Raw genomic sequence first — 21,964 nt, 5'->3', positions numbered from 1 at the left:
AAGGTAATTGAGAAATTCTCGGCAATTCAGAGAGCTATCTCGTTTGGAGGAAGGCACCTTCGTAACTTATAGTCCGCTCAACACGGAAGCCTAAACCACTCATTCTCAGCAGAGGCATATATGCTCCCAGACGTCGCAGGTCTCGAATCCACGGCTCTTTTGATGGTGTGCGCAACCGTAGCGCTTGCCGGGTTGACCCGTGGCTTTTGCGGTTTTGGAGCAGCAATGGTTTACATGCCCATTGCCTCCTCAATTATCGCCCCCAAATTGGCCGCAGCATCCCTAATGCTCATCGACGGGCTTATATCTATTCCTATGGCAGCATCCGCCTCCAAGATATGTGATTGGAGAACGGTACTGCCCGCAGCAGCTGGAGCATTCGTTACTGTCTCCATTGGTGCGTGGGTCCTTACCCATTCAGATCCGCAGAACCTGAGATGGGTGCTCTCCGCCGTTGTCCTCTTGCTGCTCTGTATTCTCATATCAGGCTGGCGCTATACGAAACCGCCAAAGAAAAGAATATCATTTGGGGTCGGCGCTGTTTCAGGCTTGCTTGGAGGCATGACGCAGCTCGCAGGACCTCCAGTCATCACCTATTGGATGTCCGGCCCTGCTCCCATAAGTATCATCCGCGCCAATCTCATCACCTATTTTTTCTTTACCAGTATCGGTTCATTTTTTGCGTTCTGGGGAAATGGTCTGATCACGCAAGAGCTCTTCAAGCTGACCCTTGTCATCGGTCCGGCATACTTCATCTGTAACTTTGTGGGCGCTAAAGGCTTTGCACTCACCAACGGCAAATCCTACCGCCCTCTTGCATATTCACTCATTCTGGTTGCCGCCATCACAAGCTTGCCAATATTAGATGGGATTTTAAGATGAGCCACCCGCAGATGACAAAAACTCAGCAAATAAAGACAGGAAACCAATAAACAGGTATCTCCACCTAACTTGCGTATCCCAACAAAAACCCTTAGATTCCCGCAACAATATCTCTAGATACCAAAGAAAAACACAGTTTTATGCCAAAATCATCGCTCGACAAGATTGACCTAGAGATCCTGAAGAATCTCCAGGAAGACGGACGCCTCACCAATGTGGAACTGGCCGGGAAAGTAGCCCTGTCTCCGTCCCCATGCCTGCGCCGCGTTAAAAACCTAGAAGACAGCGGCGTCATCAATGGCTATCAGGCCTCTGTAAACCGCAAAACCGTCGGCCTCGGCATGACAGTTTTTGTAGAAATGCGCGTCGGCAAACAGAGCAAAGCCCAGATCATGGCAATCATTGATCGGGTCACCTCACAGTCAGAGGTCGTTTCCTGCCACCTTGTTTCCGGTCAGTCCGACATTCTGGCAGAAGTCGTTGTCCCGTCACTGGAAGCCTACGATGTGTTCCTCTCTGACTTCCTGATGACGCTTGACGGTGTTGAAGATGTCCGGTCCAACTTTGCCATTCGCACGTTCAAAGCAAATGGCGCGCTCCCGCTTCAACACCTGGAATCAATCGTAGACAGCGATTGATCACGGCACATCCTTGTTTTTGCCGATACCAACACTGAACTGAGCCATATTCATTGGCTCCGAAATTCGGGTCCGAAGGACGTTGCTGTTTTGAGCGATGAGCAGCAACTTCGACGCCGACTCTATTAAACTCAGGCAAAAACAAATCAGATGCACAAACAAAAAGGGCAGCACGTCAAACGCACTGCCCTTAATTCATTAGCAACAGCGGAAATTAACCCAGCTTCGCCATAACTTCCTCGGAAATATCAAAGTTTGAGTAGACGTTCTGCACGTCGTCATCTTCTTCAATAATGTCCATAAACTTCATCAGTGTGCCAGCTTTGTCTTCATTCACCGGAACCAGATTCTGTGGCTTCCAGATCATGTTAACAGACTCAGCTTCACCCAGATCAGCTTCCAAAGCTTTGGAGACCTCAGAAAGATCTTCAAACGCGCAGATGATGGTGTGGGTTTCTTCGTCAGTCACAACATCTTCAGCACCGGCTTCGATACCAGCTTCCATCAGCTTGTCAGCATCGCCAACGTCCAGCTTATAGGTGATCTCGCCAACACGATCGAACATGAAGGAAACCGAACCGGTTTCACCCATAGCACCACCGTATTTGGTGAAGTAAGAACGAACCGCGCCAGCAGACCGGTTACGGTTGTCAGTCAGCACTTCAACAATAATTGCTGTGCCGCCCGGGCCGTAGCCTTCATAGCGAATTTCGACGTAATCCGCAGCATCACCCTGCTGCGATTTATTAATCGCGCGCTGGATGTTGTCCTTAGGCATGGACTGACCCTTTGCGTTCTGGACAGCCAGACGCAAACGCGGGTTCTTATCCGGATCAGGGTCACCCATTTTGGCGGCAACGGTGATCTCTTTAGAGAGCTTGGAGAACATCTTGGACCGCACAGCATCCTGACGGCCCTTGCGGTGCATGATGTTTTTAAATTTTGAATGTCCGGCCATAGATCTTCCCGGCTTGTGTTTACAACAATAATTTCAGCTCAAAGGAGCGTTCACTAAGCCGCGAAAAGCTTGGACAGCGCTCACCCCTGACAGTCGTGAAACGTCGAGCGAATTGATGAACGCTTATAAGCCGCCTGAGCTACAAAATCCAGAGCAAGAAACATCCTGTTTTAACACGGACTTATTCTTCGCATGCAATCTCGTAGCTCAAAGCTGCTTTTATCAGGATTGGCCGCTATACGCAGTTGGCCAGAATGGAGGGATAATCTGCGACAAACGCCCACCAAGACGCACCGGAGAAACATTCTTGGCAAGGCCGGTTCTGTCATCTGTTTCCACAGCCACACCACAAATCGTCGCAGGGCCCATGGCAGGTGTAAAACGAGCACCGTTCATTTTGCGCAGGAAGCGGTTCACAGGCTCTTCCTTCTCCATGCCAAGCACAGAATCGTAATCCCCGCACATGCCAGCATCAGAAAGATAAGCCGTACCATTCACAAGCACCTGATGGTCAGCGGTTGGAACGTGTGTGTGTGTGCCAACAACTAGCGATGCACGGCCATCACAAAAATGCCCCATCGCCTGCTTTTCACTGGTGGCCTCGGCGTGCATATCAATAATGATCGCATCAGCCATAGCCCCCAACGGACAGTCACCCAAAATCTTGTCGATCGCTGCAAATGGACAGTCCAGCGCGTCCATGTAGACACGACCCATCACATTCACCACCAGCACCTCAGCGCCGTTTCTGGCGCGGTAAAGGTTAGCCCCTTTACCCGGTGTTCCAGCTGGATAGTTGGCAGGGCGTAAAAGTTGGTCCTGACGTTCGATATAAACAAGCGTGTCGCGCTGATCCCAAATGTGGTTACCCGTGGTAACAACATCTGCGCCTGCATCAATCACATCCTGCAAAATCTCTTCGGTTATACCAAAGCCTGCTGCTGAGTTTTCGCCGTTCACCACAACGAAATCAAGTTGGTTATCTTCAACAAGTTTAGGCAACTTATCGATGACCGCATTTCGGCCTGCACGCCCTACAAGATCTCCAAGAAACAGCAGCTGCATTTATATACCCTTTTAGAACGTATTCCCCAAAAGTGCCTCCGGTTTTCGGAGAAAGAATACGCGTATAAAACAAATTTTAAAGCAACCTGTCCAAACCGGATAAAATGCAGGTTGCTCTAATTTTTAGCTATCAGAAGTCCACGTTCCGTCAGGATTCCGTCCAATTTACGATCATGTGGTTCCATGGGAACCTCTTCTACCTCTTGGGCAGCAAATGCAACCCCAATCGCGGTGAGATTAGTGAGTTTTTCGAGCCCGTTCAACGCGCGGTCGTAGAACCCTTTTCCATAGCCGATCCGGTTGCAATGCCCATCAAAAGCGGAAAGCGGAACCAGAACCACATTCGGGTTCACCACGTCAGCACCTGCTCCCGGAGCCATGCTTCCAAATCCAGCAGGCTCCATCTCCGCGCCTTTTTCCAAACGGCGGAAAACAAGATCATCGCCCTTCACCACAGGCAGACAAAGAGAGCACCCCTGCTGCAAAAGCGCGTCCATCAACGGGCGCGGGTCAACTTCATCTCGAATAGGCCAGAATCCGGCAACCATTGATCCCGGTTCCACCTCTAAATCACGCATAAATTCAGCGATGCTAAGAGAGTGCTCAATGCGTTCAACAGGGGAAAGGCTACCACGAGCTGTAAGGCCAGCCTGTCGGACTTCGGCCTTTGCCAGCTTAAATGCTGCATTTTCGGTATTTTGGGAAGTCAACGCACACCTCATTCCAACGAAATCAGTGGCTATTATGTTTCATTGGCGAGTAAATCGCAAAACAAGAAGTGCGTGCCGCCTCGGCCGTCAGAGTGTTTGTAATCCCGGAAACCTACTATGTAGGTGGGCGCCGTGTGCTCTAGCCCACGAGCTAGAACAGGTACAGCTCCCTTAGGAAAACGTAAGGCCCGGGGATGTGACACTCCTCACGAACCGCGCAGCGACGCACTGGCTGATATAGGCGAGGCTGGACCAAATTACCAGCCCTGCAAGCTAAAGCCCTCACATTATATTGTAAGAAGCTTCAAGCTCCGCAAAAAGCGCCCCTGCGACTTCCGAAAGTATGTTCCAAAAACGAAAACACTCCTCATATGGTCAGGAGCAGGAGCGAGGGGGAAAGAGGAAAACTGCGCGACACAATTAGAATTTGGAGAGATTTACTCTAGTCTTCTTCAACCAACTCATTATCCAAATCATGGCTGAGCTGTTCAATTTTTTCCGCACTGGCCAAAAGACGAGCAACAATCTTCGCTTCTTTGGCCTCATATTCTTCTTCCAAAGCATCCATGCGGTTCTTAAAGCGCGTTTCCTGCGCTGCCAGACGTTCTTCGACAGAGGCTTCTGCTTTACTGAGTTCTTCAATACGAGCTTCAGCTGCTTTCAGCTTTCGTTCTTTCTCAGCCAATTGGTCCGTCACCATTATGCCGGCCATAACCGTCAGGCGTTGGTCACCAATTTCTCCGAAATTGTCCCTAAGACTGTTGATATTGTCATCAAAACGCTGAGCAAGGCCGAGTAACCTGTCTTCCTCACCGTCGTCACAGGCCATACGGAAGCTGCGATCATTAATTTCTACCGTTATTTGCGCCATTGATCTTAGCTCCCCTGTCCGTCGAGAACAGTACGAATAGATTCCATGGCAGCAACAAGGCGGCGGGAAACATCTTTGTTAACATCTTCAAGGCGCGAGCCTCGTGCTTCAGCTTGATCCAGCTTTGAAGCAAGTTGCGTCCGATCCTCTCCAATTCTTTGAAGATCGTTCTCCAACGCATTAATAGACCGGTCACGGGACATTCCACGGTGAAGCGCTCCCTCAAGCTTCGTGATGGAGGCAGTAATACGATCCAGCGCCTTATCTAGATCTTGCCCACTAGCCATCTTCACCTCTGACATCTACCTGTATCCGTACTCGCAAAACATCTGTCGTCGTCAAACAGACTGTAACTCTCTCCTGCTTCGTCTAGGGAAGCAGACGGCAATTATCCATCAACTCAATGGAATCGTCGACGTTTATTCACATCATATCTGAGGAATGCGCCAGAACCATCTCATTTATCAGTGATTACCGACATTGCAAACAGGAGCATATCATGAATTTGCTCGGCGCAATATTTGAGCGCAAGAACCAAGAGTGGCATCTATAAAATACTAATGAATCAGCTTTTCACGCTAAGCATATTCCCTCATTTATGTCTGGCTAGCAGCATAACTAATGTTGACAAATGCTATTCAAAAAACAAATGCGCTCAACTTACGCAATAAACAGCTTCAGACGAGTTCCATTTCATTGACTCAACAGAATGACCTGCTATGTCTCCTTTCGTTATACGTTCGTAGACACCTGCCACATCGCAAAAGTCTGGGGCAAAGACTTCTGGCAACCGTCATCGGAACCACACGAGCAATGTTAATATCCGGCTGCCCAGCCGGGGCGACAGCGGGAATAAGATGACCGATCTCGAAAAGCACACTCGCATGGCAAATGCGATACGCTTTCTTTCAATGGATGCCGTTGAAAAAGCAAACTCTGGACACCCTGGACTTCCGATGGGTGCCGCCGACATCGCAACTGTCCTGTTTTCCAAGTTTTTGAAGTTCGACCCGAAATCGCCGAAATGGGCTGATCGAGATCGCTTCGTGCTTTCAGCAGGGCATGGTTCCATGCTGCTGTACTCCACGCTCTATTTGCTTGGCTACGAAGATTTCACGAACGAGCAACTTCAGAAGTTCCGTCAGCTTGGCTCACGTACCTGTGGTCACCCTGAATTTGGTCATGGTGCTGGTATTGAAACCACAACCGGACCTCTTGGTCAGGGCCTCGGCAACGCTGTAGGCATGGCAATCGCAGAGCGCCTTCAAGAAGAGCGCTTCGGCAAAGACTTGGTAAACCACTACACCTACGTTCTTGCTGGCGACGGCTGTCTGATGGAAGGCATCTCCCAGGAATCACTTTCCCTGGCAGGCCACCTGAAGCTCAAAAAACTCATTCTGATCTGGGACGACAACGGCATCACCATTGATGGGTCCGTTAGCCTTTCTGATTCCACAAACCAGGTCGCTCGCTTTGAAGCATCTGGCTGGAACACCATCCAGATCGATGGTCATGATGCTGAGGCGATTGAAGCTGCGCTGACCGAAGCGCGCAAGAGCGATCGCCCAACCATGATCGCAGCAAAAACCACAATCGGTTTTGGCTCACCAAACAAAGCTGGCACCAACAAAGTACATGGTGCACCGCTCGGCGCTGAAGAAATTGCAGCAACGCGCGAACAGCTGAACTGGCCAAACGAGCCGTTCGAAGTTCCTAGCGACGTTCTTGATGCATGGCGCATTGCTGGCCTTCGCTCCGCAAACGCTCGTAAAGAGTGGGAGCAACGCTTCAACAATGCAGATGCAGAAACACGCGGCGAATTCGAACGCAGAAACCGTGGCGACCTCCCAGCCGGTTTTGATGCTGCAATCGACACCTACAAAAAAGAACTTGCTGACACTCAGCCAACCACGGCGACCCGTAAGGCGTCCCAGGCTGTTCTGAAAGTCATCAACGGTGCAGTACCAGAAACCATCGCAGGTTCTGCTGATCTGACCGGTTCAAACAACACCAACACCGAACATACAGCGTCCATCACGCCGGAAGATTTCTCCGGTCGCTTCATTCACTGGGGCATCCGTGAACACGGAATGGCTTCTGCAATGAACGGCATGGCACTGCATGGTGGAGTTATCCCCTACTCAGGTGGCTTCCTGATCTTCTCCGATTACTGCCGTCCGGCTTTGCGTCTGGCAGCTCTGATGAAGCAACGCGTTATCCATGTGATGACCCATGACTCCATCGGTTTGGGCGAAGATGGTCCTACGCACCAGCCAGTTGAGCATTATGCCGCTCTACGTTGTATTCCAGATCTCCTATTCTTCCGCCCTGCGGACATTACAGAGACATTGGAATGCTGGCAGCTGGCGATGAAAGCCTCTGATAACCCAAGCGTTTTGGCTCTGACTCGTCAGAACCTGCGGTCCCTTCGTCCTCACTACGAAAGCGAAAACCTATGTGCACGCGGCGCATACATCATCGCGGACTGTGAAGAAGAAGCCGCCGTTACACTGTTTGCATCCGGCTCTGAAGTTGAGATCGCAGTGGACGCGAAAAAGGAACTCGACGGCAAAGGAATCGCCACTCGCGTGGTCTCAGTTCCTAGCTTTGAGCTCTTTGAGCAACAATCTGACGCATACAAGAATGCCATCATTGGTGGTAGTGCAGTCAAAATCGCGGTGGAAGCGGGCGTCCGCATGGGTTGGGACCGTTTTGTCGGTTCTGATGGTGGATTTGTAGGTATGACTGGTTTCGGGGCCTCCGCCCCTTACAAAGAGCTCTATGAGCATTTCGGGATTACTGCCACCGCAGTAGTCCAAGAGGCTGAAAAGCGCCTTGGTGATAAAGCCTAAAGCTGATGTGCGCAGGCGTCTGTCTCAATAAAGTCAGGCGCCTTGCAAAAGGGCGGCCGGCAAGAGCTGGCACAAACAAAATCGGGCGTTAAAAACGCTGTACCGAAAGAGGTTTTTAAAATGGCAGTCAAGGTAGCCATCAACGGCTTTGGCCGTATTGGTCGTAATGTTCTTCGTGCAATCATCGAATCTGGTCGCACCGACATCGAAGTTGTAGCCATCAACGATCTCGGCCCGGTAGAAACAAACGCACACCTGTTGCGTTTTGACTCAGTGCACGGTCGTTTCCCTGCAACAGTAACTGTTGACGGTGACACAATCGACGTTGGTCGTGGTCCAATCAAGGTTACTGCGATCCGCGATCCTAAGGATCTTCCTTGGGGCGAGCTCGGCATCGACATTGCAATGGAATGCACCGGCATTTTCGCAACAAAAGAAAAAGCTGCTCTGCACCTGGAAGCTGGCGCGAAACGCGTTCTCGTATCTGCTCCTGCAGCTGGCGCTGACAAGACAATCGTATTCGGTGTAAACCACGAGTCACTGACTGCTGAAGATCTTGTTGTTTCCAACGCATCTTGCACCACCAACTGTCTTGCTCCGGTTGTTTCAATCCTGGACAAAACTGTTGGCATCGAAAAAGGCTTCATGACCACCGTGCATTCTTACACTGGTGATCAGCCTACTCTCGATACAATGCACAAAGACATGTACCGCGGTCGCGCTGCTGCTCTGTCCATGATCCCAACCTCCACTGGTGCTGCTAAGGCTGTTGGCCTGGTACTGCCTGAGCTGGCTGGCAAACTGGACGGCGTCGCAATCCGCGTTCCTACTCCAAACGTGTCTGTTGTCGATCTTACCTTCATTGCGAAGAAAGCAACTACAGTTGAAGAAATCAACGCAGCAATCAAAGCAGCGGCTGATGGCAACCTGAAGGGCGTTCTGGGCTACACCGAAGTGCCTAACGTTTCTTCAGACTTCAACCACGACCCACACTCTTCTATCTTCCACATGGACCAGACTAAGGTCATGGAAGGCACAATGGTTCGTATCCTTACTTGGTACGACAACGAATGGGGCTTCTCCAACCGCATGGCAGATACCGCTGTCGCGATGGCAGAGCTCATCTAATTTAAAGGGGCCGCTGAAAAGCGGCCCTTTTTTCTCACATATACCTGTGCGGAGTGGTTAAATCTAAAAATGCAGCTCCTGTTGGTAGCTCAGTTTTACCTCCCGATTTAGTCCAGAGCTCCGCTAAGATTTTCTGTAAGAATGCAGACCAATTTAAGGTCGCACACGGAAACTCCGGAGATTTTCATGCCTTTTAAAACCCTCGACGACGCCGACCTTTCCGGCAAACGTGTTCTGGTCCGCGTAGACCTCAACGTACCCATGGCAGACGGTAAAATCACCGATAGCACTCGCATCGAGCGTGTCCTGCCAACCATCCGCGAAATCTCCGAGGCTGGCGGCAAAGTCATCCTTCTCGCTCACTTTGGCCGTCCAAAAGGCAAAGTTGTTGCAGACATGAGCCTGGCACCCGTTGCTGGCCCGGTTGCAGACCTGCTCGGCAAACCAGTAGCGTTCGCATCTGACTGCACCGGCGACATCGCTAAGGTCGCTATCGATTCAATGGCAAACGGCGATGTTCTTCTGCTGGAAAACACCCGCTTTTACGCTGGCGAAGAAAAGAACGATCCTGAATTCGCAAAAACGCTCGCTGCAAACGGTGATCTGTTCGTAAACGATGCGTTCTCCGCAGCGCACCGCGCACACGGGTCCACCGAAGGCATCACCAAGCTACTTCCATCCTACGCTGGCCGCACGATGCAGGTTGAACTGGAAGCACTCAGCGCAGCTCTGACTACGCCAGAACGTCCGGTTCTGGCCGTTGTTGGTGGCGCAAAGGTTTCCTCCAAGATCGACCTGCTCGAAAACCTCGTGTCCAAAGTGGACATTCTGGTCATCGGCGGCGGCATGGCAAACACCTTCCTTGCTGCGCAAGGCGTCAATGTTGGCAAATCCCTGTGCGAACATGACCTCGCTGACACAGCAAACCGCATCATGGTTGCTGCAGAAAAAGCAAACTGTGAAATCGTTCTGCCAACAGATGCTGTTGTTGCATGGGAATTTGCAGCAAACACCAAGAATGAGACCGTTGCTCTCGATGCTATCCCAGCAGATGCAATGATGCTCGACGTTGGTGCAGCGACCATCGAAGTTGTAAAACAGAAGATCGAAGCCGCGAAAACGCTCGTATGGAACGGTCCTCTTGGCGCATTTGAAATTGCACCATTCGACACGGCAACAGTTGCAGCAGCTCAGCATGCAGCAGCACGCACTAAATCCGGCGATCTGAAGACAGTTGCAGGCGGTGGTGACACCGTAGCAGCCCTCAACCACGCTGGCGCAGCCGATGACTTCTCCTACGTTTCCACCGCTGGCGGTGCATTCTTGGAGTGGCTCGAAGGCAAAGAACTTCCAGGTGTTGTTGCACTCAAAGCTTAAAGCGGATCTCCGAAAAGTGGCTACCGGTTTTCGGATCAAGATACGCGCAGGAAATTTTTAGAGCATGGTGCGTGAATGTACATGAACGCATCAAGCTCTAAAATCATCAGTAATTTGATGAAATATATGGATTGAGGGGCCTAATCGGTCCCTCTTTTCGTTTTATTCGCGCTTTCGCCTAGATATTGACACAGCCTCTTGAAAAAGAGATCAAGACGCTGTTTAGAAATAGAGTGCGTTTTGTTTGATTGGGCCAATCACCTGCTTACCATGCGCACCACAAAGAAAATCAGACCATGCAACACAAATAGAATTTGAAAGAGCATGGTAGGATCCATATAAATGGGCCGGAGACTTAACGTAGGTTATACTGCGCGAAAGCTATCTTCGATTATCGGAATTTTACCAGGAGCAAACTCAGTGCATCCGCGTCTGTACCTCGTTACCCCACCAGCCTTTGACCTCGACCAGTTCGAAGAGCAACTCAAGCAAGCATTGGAAGGCGGCGACGTCGCAAGCTTGCTTATTACCATGCCCGATGCAAATGAGGTGGAACTTCAGGCCGCTGCAAAGCGTCTCGTCCCCGTCGCACAGGCACACGATGTTGCTGTCATGGTGGAAAACAATACGCAGATTGTTGGCCGCTCCGGCGCTGATGGCCTCCACGTCACTGGCTCAGATACTGATCTGGAAAACATCACGGAAAGCTTTCAGGACGACAAGATCGTCGGTCATGCAGGCATAAAAACCCGCCATGAAGCCATGACAGTCGCAACCATGGGCGTGGACTACATGTTCTTTGGTTTCCTTGCGCTGGAACAGGAAGAAGAGCCACACCGCAAATCACTGGATTTCGGTATCTGGTGGTCAGAAGTGTTCGAAACTCCATGCGTTGTCTTAGCCGGGACCGCTCTTTCCTCAGTTGACACAGCCGCAAAAACCGGTGCTGAGTTTGTTGCAGTTCGGGAAGCTGTCTGGAACCATCCAGAAGGCCCGAAAGCTGCAGTTGAACAGGCAAATGCGATCCTTTCAACACACACACTGTCAGAATCAGAGGGTTAATCTCTTGAAATTGTTGCGTTCTATCAAGCTAACAGCTTTTGTCTCCAGCATCGTTCTCCTTGGATTCCAAGGCGCTGTTGTTGCGCAAACGAATGCGATTGATAGAACCGACACATCTCGTAGAGCAAGCCCGCTGGACCCCTACAATCCAAGCGGCACCCCTCTCCTGCCCTCTCCTCTGACACAAGCTCCGGTGATTACGCCCAACGGCCCCACACCGCAGACCATTGTTGGAGATCCGGCATACGGCGCCTTTCAGCGGGGTTGGTACTTAACCGCCCTCGCTCTGGCAACACGGCAGGCAGAGGCAGGCATCACCAGTTCCAAAACCCTGCTTGGTGTCCTGTATGAAACCGGAAAGGGCGTCCCGCAGGATCTGGCACTGGCCACAAGCTGGTACGAACTCGCCGCAAAAGATGGTGACCTGCAAGCCGCTCTTCGCCTCGGTCTTCTCTATCTGGCAGGCAATGGGTCCGATGCTGAAAAGCAGAAAGCTGCCGACCAGCTGGAACGCGCTGCAACCGCTAACATCCCAGAAGCGCTCTATAACCTCGCTCTCCTGCATCAGGAAGGCAAGGTCCGTCCCAATGACCCAAAGATCATCAAGTCATTGTTGGAACGCGCTGCTGAAACGGACGATGCCGACGCGATGCTTGAGCTTGGTATCTACCTGAAGGAAGGCCCGGAAGAAGTCCGCGATATTCTCCGCGCAGCCTTCTGGATGGGTCGCTCCGCCCGCCGCGGCGTCGTGCCAGCTCAAATCTACTACGCAACCTTGCTCTTTAAGGGCGAAGGTGTCGTACCAAACGAGCGAGAAGCCGCCGACTGGTTTGAGCGTGCCGCAGCCAAAGGCAACCCAATCGCCATGAACCGCCTCGCGCGCATCTATGCCAATGGCAGAGGTCGCCCAATCAATCTGATCGAAGCCTCAGCATGGCAGTTCCACGCAAGTCGTATGGGCATTCTGGACAGTGAGCTTGATGGCCTCTCCAAGTCACTTTCGCTAGAACACCAGGAGATGGCCAGCAAACGCGCTGCGGAAATCGGATCAAAAATTGGAGCTGTGCCAGTTCTGAGGGCGCAAGAATAAAGCACCAAATATCTTGCGAAATAGGTATTGCGCTTGTGGAAACATGGGCGAAAGAAGATAGAGACACACTGAGCGCTCTTTTTCCTTGAAATGCGCGTGGAATTATGTTGCACAGACCGCAAGACAGGCTGCTATTCTCGGCTCTGCGCCAATCCGTGCCAGCCTCTACTAAATATAATCAAACTGAATGGTAGTTCTATGAAACTCAATGGCAACGAAATTAAGCCGGGTCACGTGCTTATGCACCAGGACATGCTTTGGGCCGCGGTTAAAGTTCAGCACGTGAAGCCAGGTAAAGGTGGTGCATTCGCTCAGGTAGAAATGAAAAACCTGATCGATGGCCGCAAACTGAACGAACGCTTCCGCGCAACTGAATCCGTTGAGCGCGTTCGCCTTGAGCAGAAAGACTTCCAGTTCCTCTATGAAGAAGGCGATATGCTGGTATTCATGGACAACGAAACATACGAGCAGCTTGAGCTGCAAAAAGAATTCGTTGGCGAGCGTGCAGCATTCCTTCAGGATGGCATGACCGTGACGGTTGAGCTTCACGAAGAAAAGCCAATCGGCATCTCCCTGCCAACACATGTAACTCTCCAAATTGTCGAAGCAGACGCAGTTGTAAAAGGTCAGACTCAGTCTTCCTCTTTCAAACCAGCAATGCTGGAAAACGGCGTTCGTTGTATGGTGCCTCCGTTCATCACCTCTGGTGAAAAGATCATCGTAGACACGGACACTGTTGAATACATCCGTCGCGCAGACAAATAATCTAAAAGCAATAAGTATGAGGCAGCATACGGTTGCCTCATTACTATTCAGGAACGGTGAAGAAAAATGGCACGTACGGCCCTTTTAAACGTTATGGTTCAGGCTGCGACAAAAGCTGGCCGCTCACTGGCACGGGACTTCGGCGAAGTAGAAACCCTGCAAGTATCCCGCAAGGGCCCTGGTGACTTTGTTTCGCAGGCAGATCATCAAGCAGAAAAAATCGTTCGCCAGGAACTTCAAAAAGCACGCCCAACCTACGGCCTGCTGATGGAAGAATCCGGCGAGATCGAAGGCACAGACGGTCAGCACCGCTGGATCGTTGACCCTCTCGACGGCACAACAAACTTCCTTCACGGTATTCCGATCTTCTGTGTTTCCATTGCATTGGAACGCGCAGGCCAGATCGTTGCAGCCGTGATCTACAACCCGATCATGGACGAGCTTTACACCGCAGAAAAAGGCGCAGGCGCATTCTGTAATGACCGCCGCCTCCGCGTTGCAGCTCGTAAAGACATGACCGACTGCCTGATCGGCACCGGCATTCCATTCATCGGCGTTGGCGACCACGGTCGTGCGCTGAAAGAAATCCGTCATGTGATGGGTGAAGTTGCAGGTATCCGCCGCGCAGGTGCAGCCGCACTTGATCTGGCATGGGTCGCATCTGGCCGTCTTGATGCATTCTGGGAAACCGGCCTGCACCCATGGGACATGGCAGCAGGTATTCTGCTTGTCCGTGAAGCCGGTGGTTATGTGAGTGATGCAAATGGCAAGGACAGCATGTTCGAAACCAATTCAGTCGTCTGTGGTAACGAATACACGCACCTTCAGCTGCGTGAGCTGCTAGGCAAAGCCAAAGCATAAGAAATATTTTGCTGAGCCTCTAAGCACAGCAAACAGAAATTAGAAAAAGCAGCTTGTTTCGGGCTTCCCGGCAAGCTGCTTTTTTATGTGCTGAACAAGCAGTTCCCGCAGCTATAATCCAGTGAAGTACAGCTCACATGACAGCTGCACGATCCCAGCCAGAAATATGGCCATCGTTTCAAATCCCCTCCCTGGGGTGACACCTGCTCCCACATTATCGCGTAGACGCCACTGCATAGATCCCGATTTATGATGCATAACAAGGACCTGCGGCAGAACCTAGACCGGTTGCAAGTTATACGATCACCATTCAATCCCTAAAAACCCACCAGACCAACTCAGCAGGCTTTAACCAATGCATAATGCACTCGTTCTCAAACAGCGGTTTGTGAATTAAGTTCAGCTCCGGCGCAATTCAATGAATGAGCATCAGGAGGCGCGATTACAAAATCAATCGCAATAATCCCGAAAAGGCCCCTCAATGCGTCCAACGATAGTTTCAAGGGCCTGCTAGTTTAAAATAGTTCCGAAAAGAAAAACAAAAAAGGGCAGGAAAATGGGAAAGATCGCTAAGAAATACAACAGTGTCGAGGAATTCATTTCCAAGGGATCAGAGTTGGCGAAAAAATGGAAACTGGCCAAAAACGACTCGGATCGGTATTTAAAGGTCGTTGGAGACAAAGTATCACTGAGAAAGCTATATGACGGTAAAATTTTTGAAAATAGCAAAGTACAGAGTGCTGACGACCAGTGCACTAAGCTTAGCAAGGAAGCCAGAGAACTGCTTCCAGCTCAAAAGGACTTCAAAACGTCCGAAACACAAATAAAAGTAATTAAAAAAACGATGGAACCAATTTTGAAAGCACATAAAGGGGATTCAAAGGCCGTGAAGGCGGACCCGGAATTCCTAAAACTACAAAAAAAACTTGCGGCAACGACTGTTCTAAATGAGACAGCAAAATCCAAGATGAAACGCGCGGAAGTCGTAACCAAAGCACTTAACAGCGCACAGCAAATTCTATTTAAAGCGAAACAGGACGCAGCTAAAGGTCTCAATGTATTGGTGACAACGGATGCAAAGAGTATCCTTATCGCCATAGGTGGAAGCACTGAAATGTCAGTAAAGCTTGGCGGGTGACCCGACACCTGATTGCAACTTGCAAACGCGACTTGCCATGCCTCCACCTGACCTGCGCCTCCTTACAAAGGCAGCAAGCAAACCGATAAAAACACGCGACAAACGCGGATTTTCCGGGATTGTCGCGTGGGAATCCGTTCCAGTGAGACACCTTATCTGAAGATAACCCGCAAGCTGCTTTTTGAGTTGCCAAAATCAGGGACAACCTTGAGACAGTTCCCTAACTCTCTTCATCTCGCAACTGATCAATAACGGCTCGGAATTCCATCAGACTGGGCAGGACAGCCGCAACCTGATCAGGCGGAAACCGATCTGCCATTTTCTGGAACAACGGTGCCATTTTCTCTACCGCCTCCTTACAGAACTGCCGCCCCGCTGACGTCAACCAAACCTGCTTGGATCGACCATCCTTGGGATGGCGCCGCAGCTCAACAAAGCCATGCTTTTCCAGACCGGTCAGCGTATGCGTCATTGTCGTCTTGGCCACCTGAAAGGCGCGTGCCAATTCCAGCGGCGTTGCACCGTCATATCCCCGGGTCAGGTGACTGACGACACCAAAGTGGGACGCCAGCAGGCCTTTTGGCAAGCGCGCCTCAAGGAACGCTGTGCCAATCTGGTTTATAATCCCCACTTCAACAAACATCGAAAAATATGAGGGCATGATGTCATCAGGCATTCGTAACTCGTGTATCCAAGAGCCAGCGCGGGCTAGGGTCAATTTTGGGACCATACCCCAATCGTGCAAGCATTTGAACAGTCTCACCCGGACCTGCCAGAATTTCATGCACCTTGGAATAATGCTCTGCCATTTCTGGGAATTCCTGCAAGGCTTGGCTCACAGGCTGCATAGAAAGACCCTGCCCGGTCGCTGCCAGTTGCAGCCGGATCCAGTCATAACCCGCCTCGATTTGAGCGACACGCGAATTGCCCTTGCTGGTAACCACCGCATAAGCTTGCGTCTCGTTCATCGCATCCCGGATCATATCCCGCCCCTGCTTGAAGCTTGAGCTGTTCTGATCCGCCTGATCTTCCCGGCTCAACATCCCCGCCAGCATCAGGCTTTCCAAGAATGGACCACCCAGCGAAATACCATCCGGGTTTGCCTCGATCTCAGCTTTACCGAACCGCATCAGATCAACACTTTCCATCATCACGTGTTGCGTGGTCAGCTCAACGTCCATCGCTTCCCACGTCAATGTCCGCAGCTCTGCAACGTCCTCAGGATCGCTCTTGATACTGGCATAATCAGCCAAAACCGCTTGAGCATCCTTAGAGATCAGCCGGTTCTCATAGGCCTTACGGTTGGTATGACGGTCCAGAACATGGGCAAACAGCGGATCAGGCGTGCCTCCTTTGCCAAAGTAAGCCGTTGCAACCGGCCCATCTTCTCCAAGCGGAAACAATTCCGTTTGTACGGCATACCCATCCTGCGCAGCGGCCATGCGCAACAGCTCCAGAAAACACCCCATTCCGACGGTCAACTGGCGGTCAAACGGATCTGTCTCCGGCAGGTTCAGTGATTTATTGCGATGAATGACCAGCATGTCATCGCCGCGTAATTCTGCAATCCAAGGTTGCCTGTTGTGCGGGTTCGGAGCCAACAACGCAAAGGACAACGCCTTCATCCGTGGCTCGCTATAATTCCCTGCGCCAACCCAAGGCGCAAGCGCTTCTGTTGGACTGCGAGTTGCCAGAAATCCACCGGCAAAAGCAGTCGCAGCCACCACAGTTCCACCACCGATAAGGCTAATCATCTTGCGTCTTGAAAGCTTCATAACTCAACTCCATGTAATTCGATATCGAACTATATAGAGAAATATCTTCACTCCAACAAGTACGATATCGTACTTTATGTGCCTTTGTGGATAATCAACCTCCCACCGCCCTTCACGGACAGAGCCAGGCAGCAACTACACACCGCCTCGTGAAACAAACAAATTGCTCAATGGAGTTTCCTCCTCCTTTGTTTTCTTGCAGTAACTTGGACGTCCAAAGATGAACATGACGATATTCAACGCTGGGAACTCGAATAAGATGCAGCCTCCCAATCCAAGCCTCCCCAAAGGGACCCGCATTTACGCAGTGGGTGACATTCACGGAAGGTTCGACCTGCTGACCTCTATGGGCAACGCAATCGAACGGGACTTAAAGAAGCGACCTGTCCATAAACCCATGGTGGTTTATCTGGGTGATTATATTGATCGTGGACCAGACAGCCAGAAGGTCATTGAATTCCTCATCAATCACCACAAGCGAACTCCAAAGCAACTTTGCCTTAAGGGCAATCACGAAGCCGCGCTTTTGGAATTCCTAGAAGACCCAAGTAAGCTGTACTACTGGGAGGGCCTCGGCGGCATTGAAACGCTCCTCTCCTACGGCCTTTCCCACCACGATCTCATGGGGTCAGCTGAGGCCGAATGTGTTCAAACAACCTTCAAAGAGAACTTACCGATAACGCATCTGAACTTCTTAAAATCGCTTTCAGTCCTACACAAATGCGGAGATTATCTGTTCGTACACGCGGGCCTGCGCCCAGAGGTGCCAATCGAGGAGCAAAGCCACGACGACAACTTATGGATTCGGTCTGAATTTCTGAACTATCAAGGAGATTTCGGCGCTTTTGTCGTTCATGGCCATACACCAGTTGAACGGATTGACCACCGCACAAACAGACTGGCTGTCGACACAGAAGCCTACGCCTCAGACCGCCTCACCTGCGCCGTCTTAGAGGGAGAAACCATGAAATACATTGAAGCCACCCCCGACAGCTGGGAGCTTTTCGACCTCATTCCAAATAGCAACAGAGACTAGGGGCACACACCGATAGTGTCATCCCGGGCGAAGACCCGGGACCCGCAGCCGAACAGCACAGAGACTACCAATTAAAGCGAAGGTATAAATCATCCCACTTCGGGTTCATGCCCTCCACCGCTTCAATCTTCCAAACCCTGCGCCAGCGCTTCACCTGTTTCTCTCGATGAATCGCGCTATTCACATCCCTGAATTGTTCATAGTAGACAAGGTTTGAAACATTGTACCTCGCTGTAAAGCTACATCCCAACTTGCTCTTATGCTCAGACACCCGGCGTGCAAGATTATTCGTGACGCCAGTATAAAGCGTCCCCCTCGGCTTACTCGCCAAAATGTACATAAAGTAAGACATAAGCTCAGTTTGGACTGAACCTTGCACACCCGCAATCACACAAACTAACCACGAATATATGAGGGATCTCATCATAGGTCCCGGCTCAAAGACCGGGATGACACCAGCGTATGCCGCGCGCTCGCAAGTGCCATCAACTCGAACATCACCCGAACAGGATACCGCTAGCAGATAGCCCCCAAGACGCCCCCACCCCAATGGTGTCATCCCGGGCGAAGCAAAGCGCAGACCCGGGACCCAGAGCCACAAACACCCACGCTGTCATCCCGGGCAACGACCCGGGACCCAGAGCTACACTTAATGACTGGAAGCTTTTCAACTTCCTTCCAAGTCGCAATTAGATTGAAATGATGGCGTCTTATCGAGCAGTTAGTCGCATTATGGAAAGCCTTTGCAGCGCCCCAAGGTTGACGGCTAGAGTTGTATTTTGAGGATATCTGATTTCACGCAAAGCTTTTCATCGGCTAAATGTAGAAGCCATAAGTAAGCGACTTCCCCCAATCTCGACTACAACCCGTCCAAATCACGGCATCAGTCGCGCTAAAATACGACTTATCTAAAAACTTACCCATTTCTATTGGTGGATGAACGATTAGCGGTTTCCTATTAGCTGGAAATCGCGTTATCTAAAGACATCATTAACTTTATAGCGCGTTCCGTTTGATTGACTTCAATCAAACGACAAGAATTCGTTTTGCTAAAGATGTATTACGATAATGGCACGCGACTACGATCCCTACAGTCTGTCAAGCCCGCAGGTTTATCTGTGGCGCATGATCATTTTTCTCATCCTGGCAGGGTTCATAGCCTTTGTCTTGATTGGGCAAATCTCCGGGGCCTTTATGGCAAACCCTGCATTGAACGGCCTAATTGTGGGCGTTGCAATACTGGGCATTTTGCTCGCCTTTAGGCAGGTCCTCCGGATTTTCCCAGAAGTTTCATGGGTAAACGGCTTCCGTCTTGGCGATCCACGCCTAGAGGTTCGCCGCCCTCCAATTCTTCTTGCACCCATGGCAACCCTGCTTGGCAACAAAGCAGGCGACATGACCATCTCGCCAACCACAATGGGGTCCATGCTCGATTCCATCGGGATGCGCCTTGATGAATCCCGCGAGATTTCACGCTACCTCACGCGCCTGCTCATCTTCCTCGGCCTCGTTGGTACGTTCTGGGGCTTGATGCAAACGGTTAGCGCGGTTGCCTCTACCGTCAGCACGCTCAACGCGGCAGGCGGCGATGCAAACGTGCTGTTTGAGGATCTGGTATCAGGCATCACGGCCCAGATGACCGGCCTCGGCATCGCGTTCTCCTCCTCCCTTCTCGGTTTGACAGGCTCACTTGTGCTTGGCTTCCTGGATTTGCAGGCAGGGCAAGCGCAAAACCGCTTCTATCAGGAGCTGGAAGACTGGCTCTCCACCCTGACAGATATTGACCCGGATGAAATCGGCAGCGGCCAATCCGCAGGCATTGCAGCAGATCTACGAGTCACATTGGAAAATCTGCGCAAATCCATCGAGTCCTCCGATGAAAACCCGCAGGATGGCAACTCCAGCGCTGCCATGAGCAAGCTGGCAGAAGGCATTCAGGGCCTCGTCCAACACGTTCGCTCAGAGCAAAAGATGATGCGCGAATGGGCAGAAGCACAATCCATGCAGCAGCGCCGGATCGAACGGTTCCTGAAGACACTCACCGCTCAGGTAGAGCGGGAGAAGGAATAAGTAATGGCACGTACACGCGGACGCAGATCTCAAAGCAATACAGAGGATTACTGGCCAGGTTTTGTGGATGCGATGTCCGCCCTCCTGCTGGTTTTCATCTTTCTGTTATCAATTTTCATGATTGCGCAGTTCTTCCTCAACCAACAGCTGTCGGGTCGCGATAAGGTTCTCAACCGCCTCAATCAACAAATTGCGGAACTGACTGAACTATTGGCGCTGGAAAAATCCAGTGTTGGCGATTTGGAAACCACAATTTCATCCTTGCAACTGGGTTTGGACCAAACCGCTGAAGAACGGGATCGTCTTCAAGGTTTGCTCAACGAACGCTCAGGTGAAATTGATGAAGCTGGAGGTGCTTTGGCATCACTTCGCGCCAAGCTGGAAGGTGAACTACAGATCAGCGACAAGGCTTTGGCACAGGTGGAATTGCTGAACCAGCAAATCAGCGCCCTCCGCCGACAAATTGCTGTTCTGGAAGATGCACTGGACGCCTCTGAAACCCGCGATAGGGAAAGCCAGACAAGCATTGCCGATCTCGGCAAGCGCCTCAACGTCGCCCTCGCACAACGCGTACAGGAGCTTTCCAGATACCGCTCCGACTTCTTTGGCAGACTACGTGAAATTCTGGCACAGCGGTCTGATATCGAAGTAGTCGGTGACCGGTTCGTGTTCCAGTCAGAGGTACTGTTCTCCTCCGGCGATGAAGAGGTCAATCCGCAAGGCAAACAGCAGCTCGGTTTCCTCGCAAGCGCCATTTTGGAATTGGAAGGTCAAATCCCTTCCGAAATCGAATGGGTCCTGCGCGTAGATGGTCACACCGATGCACGCCCACTGTCTGGCAACGGCCGCCTGCGCGACAACTGGGAACTCTCAGCAGCACGCGCAATCTCGGTAGTCAAATACCTCATCTCAAAAGGGGTCGAACCTGACCGCCTCGTCGCAGCCGGTTTCGGTGAATTCCAACCGCTGGAAGAAGGCACATCAGACGAAGCCAATGCAAAGAACCGCCGCATCGAGCTGAAACTGACACAGCGCTGACAGAGCGCCTCCCCGAAAAGGGGCGCTGCTTCCAGACAAAGATACGCAAAAACAAAACCCAAAGCAGTTTGTATGACCCAGGTGTAATGCAAACTGCTTTGGCATTCAGGGGCAAGCGCTGTCTGCAATCCGGCTGTCACAGACCTTCACACCAGCCATATAACCAGACCACTTGACGATATCCGCCTCGTCCAGCCCTGAACGCCAGGATTTTATAACAAAATAAGTGCTGTCCTTACCAAGAATGGCCTTGGTGAGCACCTTTTCGCTTTTAGAAGCGGGTGTGATGCTGCAAGAAGTCAGAAATAGACCAAACTCATAGCCGTTTTCCCTTCCCTTTCTGACAAGAAAACCAGAGTAGTCCTCACAGATAGGATTGCCGACCTTGGTAAATTGCTTCACCAGCGCACTCATTGTGGGATGGACAGAAAAGTGTACCTGAACAGTCACCATATCCTGCCAGTCTTCAAGAGACTGCGCTTTAGGGATCATTTCAGAGACCACCAGCCCCTTTTTCCGGTCAGAATAGGCGACCTTATAACCATCAGGCATGGTCACCAGAAGATTTTCGTTCTTAAGCTCGGAGGCGGCGAACGACACCCCAACCCCGAGTAGCAATACGAATACAGTTCCAATAAAAACGCGCAT

Annotated in this window: 22 protein-coding genes and 1 other RNA gene; 13 read left to right on the top strand and 10 right to left on the bottom strand. The window is 51.2% G+C overall.

Features of this window, described 5'->3' with window-relative positions; translation table 11 throughout:
• The first annotated feature begins 120 nt into the window (after positions 1-120).
• Positions 121-882, top strand: coding sequence for a sulfite exporter TauE/SafE family protein (locus BLS62_RS22325; RefSeq protein ID WP_208991035.1), 762 nt, complete (start codon positions 121-123; stop codon positions 880-882).
• 140 nt (positions 883-1,022) lie between these two features.
• Positions 1,023-1,520, top strand: a complete 498-nt coding sequence (locus BLS62_RS22320) for an Lrp/AsnC family transcriptional regulator (RefSeq protein ID WP_093186260.1) — start codon at positions 1,023-1,025, stop codon at positions 1,518-1,520.
• Positions 1,521-1,734: 214 nt separating this feature from the next.
• Here BLS62_RS22320 and BLS62_RS22315 read toward each other — a convergent pair whose 3' ends face one another.
• The 6 genes from BLS62_RS22315 to BLS62_RS22290 form a co-directional block, all read right to left on the bottom strand.
• Complete coding sequence (locus BLS62_RS22315) at positions 1,735-2,478, bottom strand: YebC/PmpR family DNA-binding transcriptional regulator (RefSeq protein ID WP_093186255.1); 744 nt, start codon at positions 2,476-2,478, stop codon at positions 1,735-1,737.
• 222 nt (positions 2,479-2,700) lie between these two features.
• Positions 2,701-3,543 (bottom strand): TIGR00282 family metallophosphoesterase, encoded by an 843-nt coding sequence (locus tag BLS62_RS22310; protein ID WP_093186251.1) that lies wholly within the window; start codon positions 3,541-3,543, stop codon positions 2,701-2,703.
• Positions 3,544-3,659: 116 nt separating this feature from the next.
• Positions 3,660-4,253, bottom strand: coding sequence for a 5-formyltetrahydrofolate cyclo-ligase (locus BLS62_RS22305; protein WP_093186247.1), 594 nt, complete (start codon positions 4,251-4,253; stop codon positions 3,660-3,662).
• Between the two features lie 69 nt (positions 4,254-4,322).
• Positions 4,323-4,480: non-coding RNA, 6S RNA (ssrS, locus tag BLS62_RS22300), on the bottom strand.
• A 215-nt stretch (positions 4,481-4,695) separates the two neighbouring features.
• Positions 4,696-5,124, bottom strand: a complete 429-nt coding sequence (gene zapA, locus BLS62_RS22295; RefSeq protein ID WP_093186243.1) for a cell division protein ZapA — start codon at positions 5,122-5,124, stop codon at positions 4,696-4,698.
• A gap of 5 nt (positions 5,125-5,129) precedes the next feature.
• The gene (locus BLS62_RS22290; RefSeq protein WP_208991033.1) at positions 5,130-5,411 is read right to left on the bottom strand and encodes a DUF4164 domain-containing protein; all 282 of its coding nucleotides are present in this window, start codon (positions 5,409-5,411) and stop codon (positions 5,130-5,132) included.
• Between the two features lie 570 nt (positions 5,412-5,981).
• On the opposite strand from BLS62_RS22290, the gene tkt reads away from it, so the two are divergent.
• From tkt to BLS62_RS22250, 8 genes are all read left to right on the top strand, one after another.
• A complete protein-coding gene (gene tkt, locus BLS62_RS22285; protein WP_093186234.1) occupies positions 5,982-7,976 on the top strand; it encodes a transketolase in 1,995 nt (664 codons plus the stop codon).
• Positions 7,977-8,096: 120 nt separating this feature from the next.
• A complete protein-coding gene (gene gap / locus BLS62_RS22280; protein ID WP_093189430.1) occupies positions 8,097-9,104 on the top strand; it encodes a type I glyceraldehyde-3-phosphate dehydrogenase in 1,008 nt (335 codons plus the stop codon).
• A gap of 186 nt (positions 9,105-9,290) precedes the next feature.
• The gene (locus BLS62_RS22275) at positions 9,291-10,481 is read left to right on the top strand and encodes a phosphoglycerate kinase (protein ID WP_093186228.1); all 1,191 of its coding nucleotides are present in this window, start codon (positions 9,291-9,293) and stop codon (positions 10,479-10,481) included.
• A 420-nt stretch (positions 10,482-10,901) separates the two neighbouring features.
• On the top strand, positions 10,902-11,543 hold the full coding sequence (locus BLS62_RS22270; protein ID WP_093186223.1) for a thiamine phosphate synthase: 642 nt from the start codon (positions 10,902-10,904) through the stop codon (positions 11,541-11,543).
• 4 nt (positions 11,544-11,547) lie between these two features.
• Positions 11,548-12,633 carry a tetratricopeptide repeat protein gene (locus BLS62_RS22265; protein WP_208991032.1) on the top strand — a complete coding sequence of 362 codons (1,086 nt, stop codon included), beginning with the start codon at positions 11,548-11,550 and terminating at the stop codon, positions 12,631-12,633.
• Positions 12,634-12,831: 198 nt separating this feature from the next.
• Positions 12,832-13,398, top strand: a complete 567-nt coding sequence (gene efp, locus BLS62_RS22260) for an elongation factor P (protein WP_093186213.1) — start codon at positions 12,832-12,834, stop codon at positions 13,396-13,398.
• Positions 13,399-13,464: 66 nt separating this feature from the next.
• Positions 13,465-14,259 (top strand): inositol monophosphatase family protein, encoded by a 795-nt coding sequence (locus BLS62_RS22255; protein WP_093186208.1) that lies wholly within the window; start codon positions 13,465-13,467, stop codon positions 14,257-14,259.
• A 556-nt stretch (positions 14,260-14,815) separates the two neighbouring features.
• Positions 14,816-15,397 carry a hypothetical protein gene (locus BLS62_RS22250; RefSeq protein WP_093186204.1) on the top strand — a complete coding sequence of 194 codons (582 nt, stop codon included), beginning with the start codon at positions 14,816-14,818 and terminating at the stop codon, positions 15,395-15,397.
• 220 nt (positions 15,398-15,617) lie between these two features.
• Here the strand turns inward: BLS62_RS22250 and BLS62_RS22245 are convergent, their stop codons facing one another.
• Both BLS62_RS22245 and BLS62_RS22240 read right to left on the bottom strand, forming a co-directional pair.
• Positions 15,618-16,073, bottom strand: coding sequence for a MarR family winged helix-turn-helix transcriptional regulator (locus BLS62_RS22245; RefSeq protein ID WP_093186201.1), 456 nt, complete (start codon positions 16,071-16,073; stop codon positions 15,618-15,620).
• A complete protein-coding gene (locus BLS62_RS22240; RefSeq protein ID WP_093186198.1) occupies positions 16,066-17,172 on the bottom strand; it encodes an Acg family FMN-binding oxidoreductase in 1,107 nt (368 codons plus the stop codon). The genes BLS62_RS22245 and BLS62_RS22240 overlap by 8 nt, the downstream gene beginning before the upstream one ends.
• A 220-nt stretch (positions 17,173-17,392) precedes the next feature.
• On the opposite strand from BLS62_RS22240, the gene BLS62_RS22235 reads away from it, so the two are divergent.
• A complete protein-coding gene (locus BLS62_RS22235; protein WP_208991031.1) occupies positions 17,393-18,208 on the top strand; it encodes a metallophosphoesterase family protein in 816 nt (271 codons plus the stop codon).
• Between the two features lie 64 nt (positions 18,209-18,272).
• Here the strand turns inward: BLS62_RS22235 and BLS62_RS22230 are convergent, their stop codons facing one another.
• Entirely contained in the window at positions 18,273-18,548 is a 276-nt protein-coding gene (locus tag BLS62_RS22230; protein ID WP_093189427.1) for a GIY-YIG nuclease family protein, read from the bottom strand.
• A gap of 728 nt (positions 18,549-19,276) precedes the next feature.
• On the opposite strand from BLS62_RS22230, the gene BLS62_RS22225 reads away from it, so the two are divergent.
• Both BLS62_RS22225 and BLS62_RS22220 read left to right on the top strand, forming a co-directional pair.
• Positions 19,277-20,278 carry a flagellar motor protein MotA gene (locus tag BLS62_RS22225; RefSeq protein ID WP_093186192.1) on the top strand — a complete coding sequence of 334 codons (1,002 nt, stop codon included), beginning with the start codon at positions 19,277-19,279 and terminating at the stop codon, positions 20,276-20,278.
• Between the two features lie 3 nt (positions 20,279-20,281).
• Entirely contained in the window at positions 20,282-21,316 is a 1,035-nt protein-coding gene (locus BLS62_RS22220) for a peptidoglycan -binding protein (protein ID WP_093186189.1), read from the top strand.
• A gap of 105 nt (positions 21,317-21,421) precedes the next feature.
• On the opposite strand, the gene BLS62_RS22215 is transcribed toward BLS62_RS22220, so the two are convergent.
• Positions 21,422-21,964: a hypothetical protein gene (locus BLS62_RS22215; RefSeq protein WP_093186186.1), complete on the bottom strand. Its 543-nt coding sequence runs from the start codon at positions 21,962-21,964 to the stop codon at positions 21,422-21,424.

The organism is Pseudovibrio sp. Tun.PSC04-5.I4 (assembly GCF_900104145.1).
Taxonomy (GTDB): Bacteria; Pseudomonadota; Alphaproteobacteria; order Rhizobiales; family Stappiaceae; genus Pseudovibrio.
The sequence above is the reverse complement of the archived record's forward strand: the minus strand, read 5'-3'. Positions and strand labels throughout refer to the sequence as shown.

Excerpts from the sequence above, each read along its gene's own strand:
- BLS62_RS22325 (WP_208991035.1), top strand. The coding sequence starts at position 121 with ATGCTCCCAGACGTCGCAGGTCTCGAATCCACGGCTCTTTTGATGGTG.
- BLS62_RS22320 (WP_093186260.1), top strand. The coding sequence starts at position 1,023 with ATGCCAAAATCATCGCTCGACAAGATTGACCTAGAGATCCTGAAGAAT.
- BLS62_RS22315 (WP_093186255.1), bottom strand. The coding sequence starts at position 2,478 with ATGGCCGGACATTCAAAATTTAAAAACATCATGCACCGCAAGGGCCGT.
- BLS62_RS22310 (WP_093186251.1), bottom strand. The coding sequence starts at position 3,543 with ATGCAGCTGCTGTTTCTTGGAGATCTTGTAGGGCGTGCAGGCCGAAAT.
- zapA (WP_093186243.1), bottom strand. The coding sequence starts at position 5,124 with ATGGCGCAAATAACGGTAGAAATTAATGATCGCAGCTTCCGTATGGCC.
- BLS62_RS22290 (WP_208991033.1), bottom strand. The coding sequence starts at position 5,411 with ATGGCTAGTGGGCAAGATCTAGATAAGGCGCTGGATCGTATTACTGCC.
- tkt (WP_093186234.1), top strand. The coding sequence starts at position 5,982 with ATGACCGATCTCGAAAAGCACACTCGCATGGCAAATGCGATACGCTTT.
- gap (WP_093189430.1), top strand. The coding sequence starts at position 8,097 with ATGGCAGTCAAGGTAGCCATCAACGGCTTTGGCCGTATTGGTCGTAAT.
- BLS62_RS22275 (WP_093186228.1), top strand. The coding sequence starts at position 9,291 with ATGCCTTTTAAAACCCTCGACGACGCCGACCTTTCCGGCAAACGTGTT.
- efp (WP_093186213.1), top strand. The coding sequence starts at position 12,832 with ATGAAACTCAATGGCAACGAAATTAAGCCGGGTCACGTGCTTATGCAC.
- BLS62_RS22255 (WP_093186208.1), top strand. The coding sequence starts at position 13,465 with ATGGCACGTACGGCCCTTTTAAACGTTATGGTTCAGGCTGCGACAAAA.
- BLS62_RS22250 (WP_093186204.1), top strand. The coding sequence starts at position 14,816 with ATGGGAAAGATCGCTAAGAAATACAACAGTGTCGAGGAATTCATTTCC.
- BLS62_RS22245 (WP_093186201.1), bottom strand. The coding sequence starts at position 16,073 with ATGCCTGATGACATCATGCCCTCATATTTTTCGATGTTTGTTGAAGTG.
- BLS62_RS22240 (WP_093186198.1), bottom strand. The coding sequence starts at position 17,172 with ATGAAGCTTTCAAGACGCAAGATGATTAGCCTTATCGGTGGTGGAACT.
- BLS62_RS22235 (WP_208991031.1), top strand. The coding sequence starts at position 17,393 with ATGAACATGACGATATTCAACGCTGGGAACTCGAATAAGATGCAGCCT.
- BLS62_RS22230 (WP_093189427.1), bottom strand. The coding sequence starts at position 18,548 with ATGTACATTTTGGCGAGTAAGCCGAGGGGGACGCTTTATACTGGCGTC.
- BLS62_RS22225 (WP_093186192.1), top strand. The coding sequence starts at position 19,277 with ATGGCACGCGACTACGATCCCTACAGTCTGTCAAGCCCGCAGGTTTAT.
- BLS62_RS22220 (WP_093186189.1), top strand. The coding sequence starts at position 20,282 with ATGGCACGTACACGCGGACGCAGATCTCAAAGCAATACAGAGGATTAC.
- BLS62_RS22215 (WP_093186186.1), bottom strand. The coding sequence starts at position 21,964 with ATGCGCGTTTTTATTGGAACTGTATTCGTATTGCTACTCGGGGTTGGG.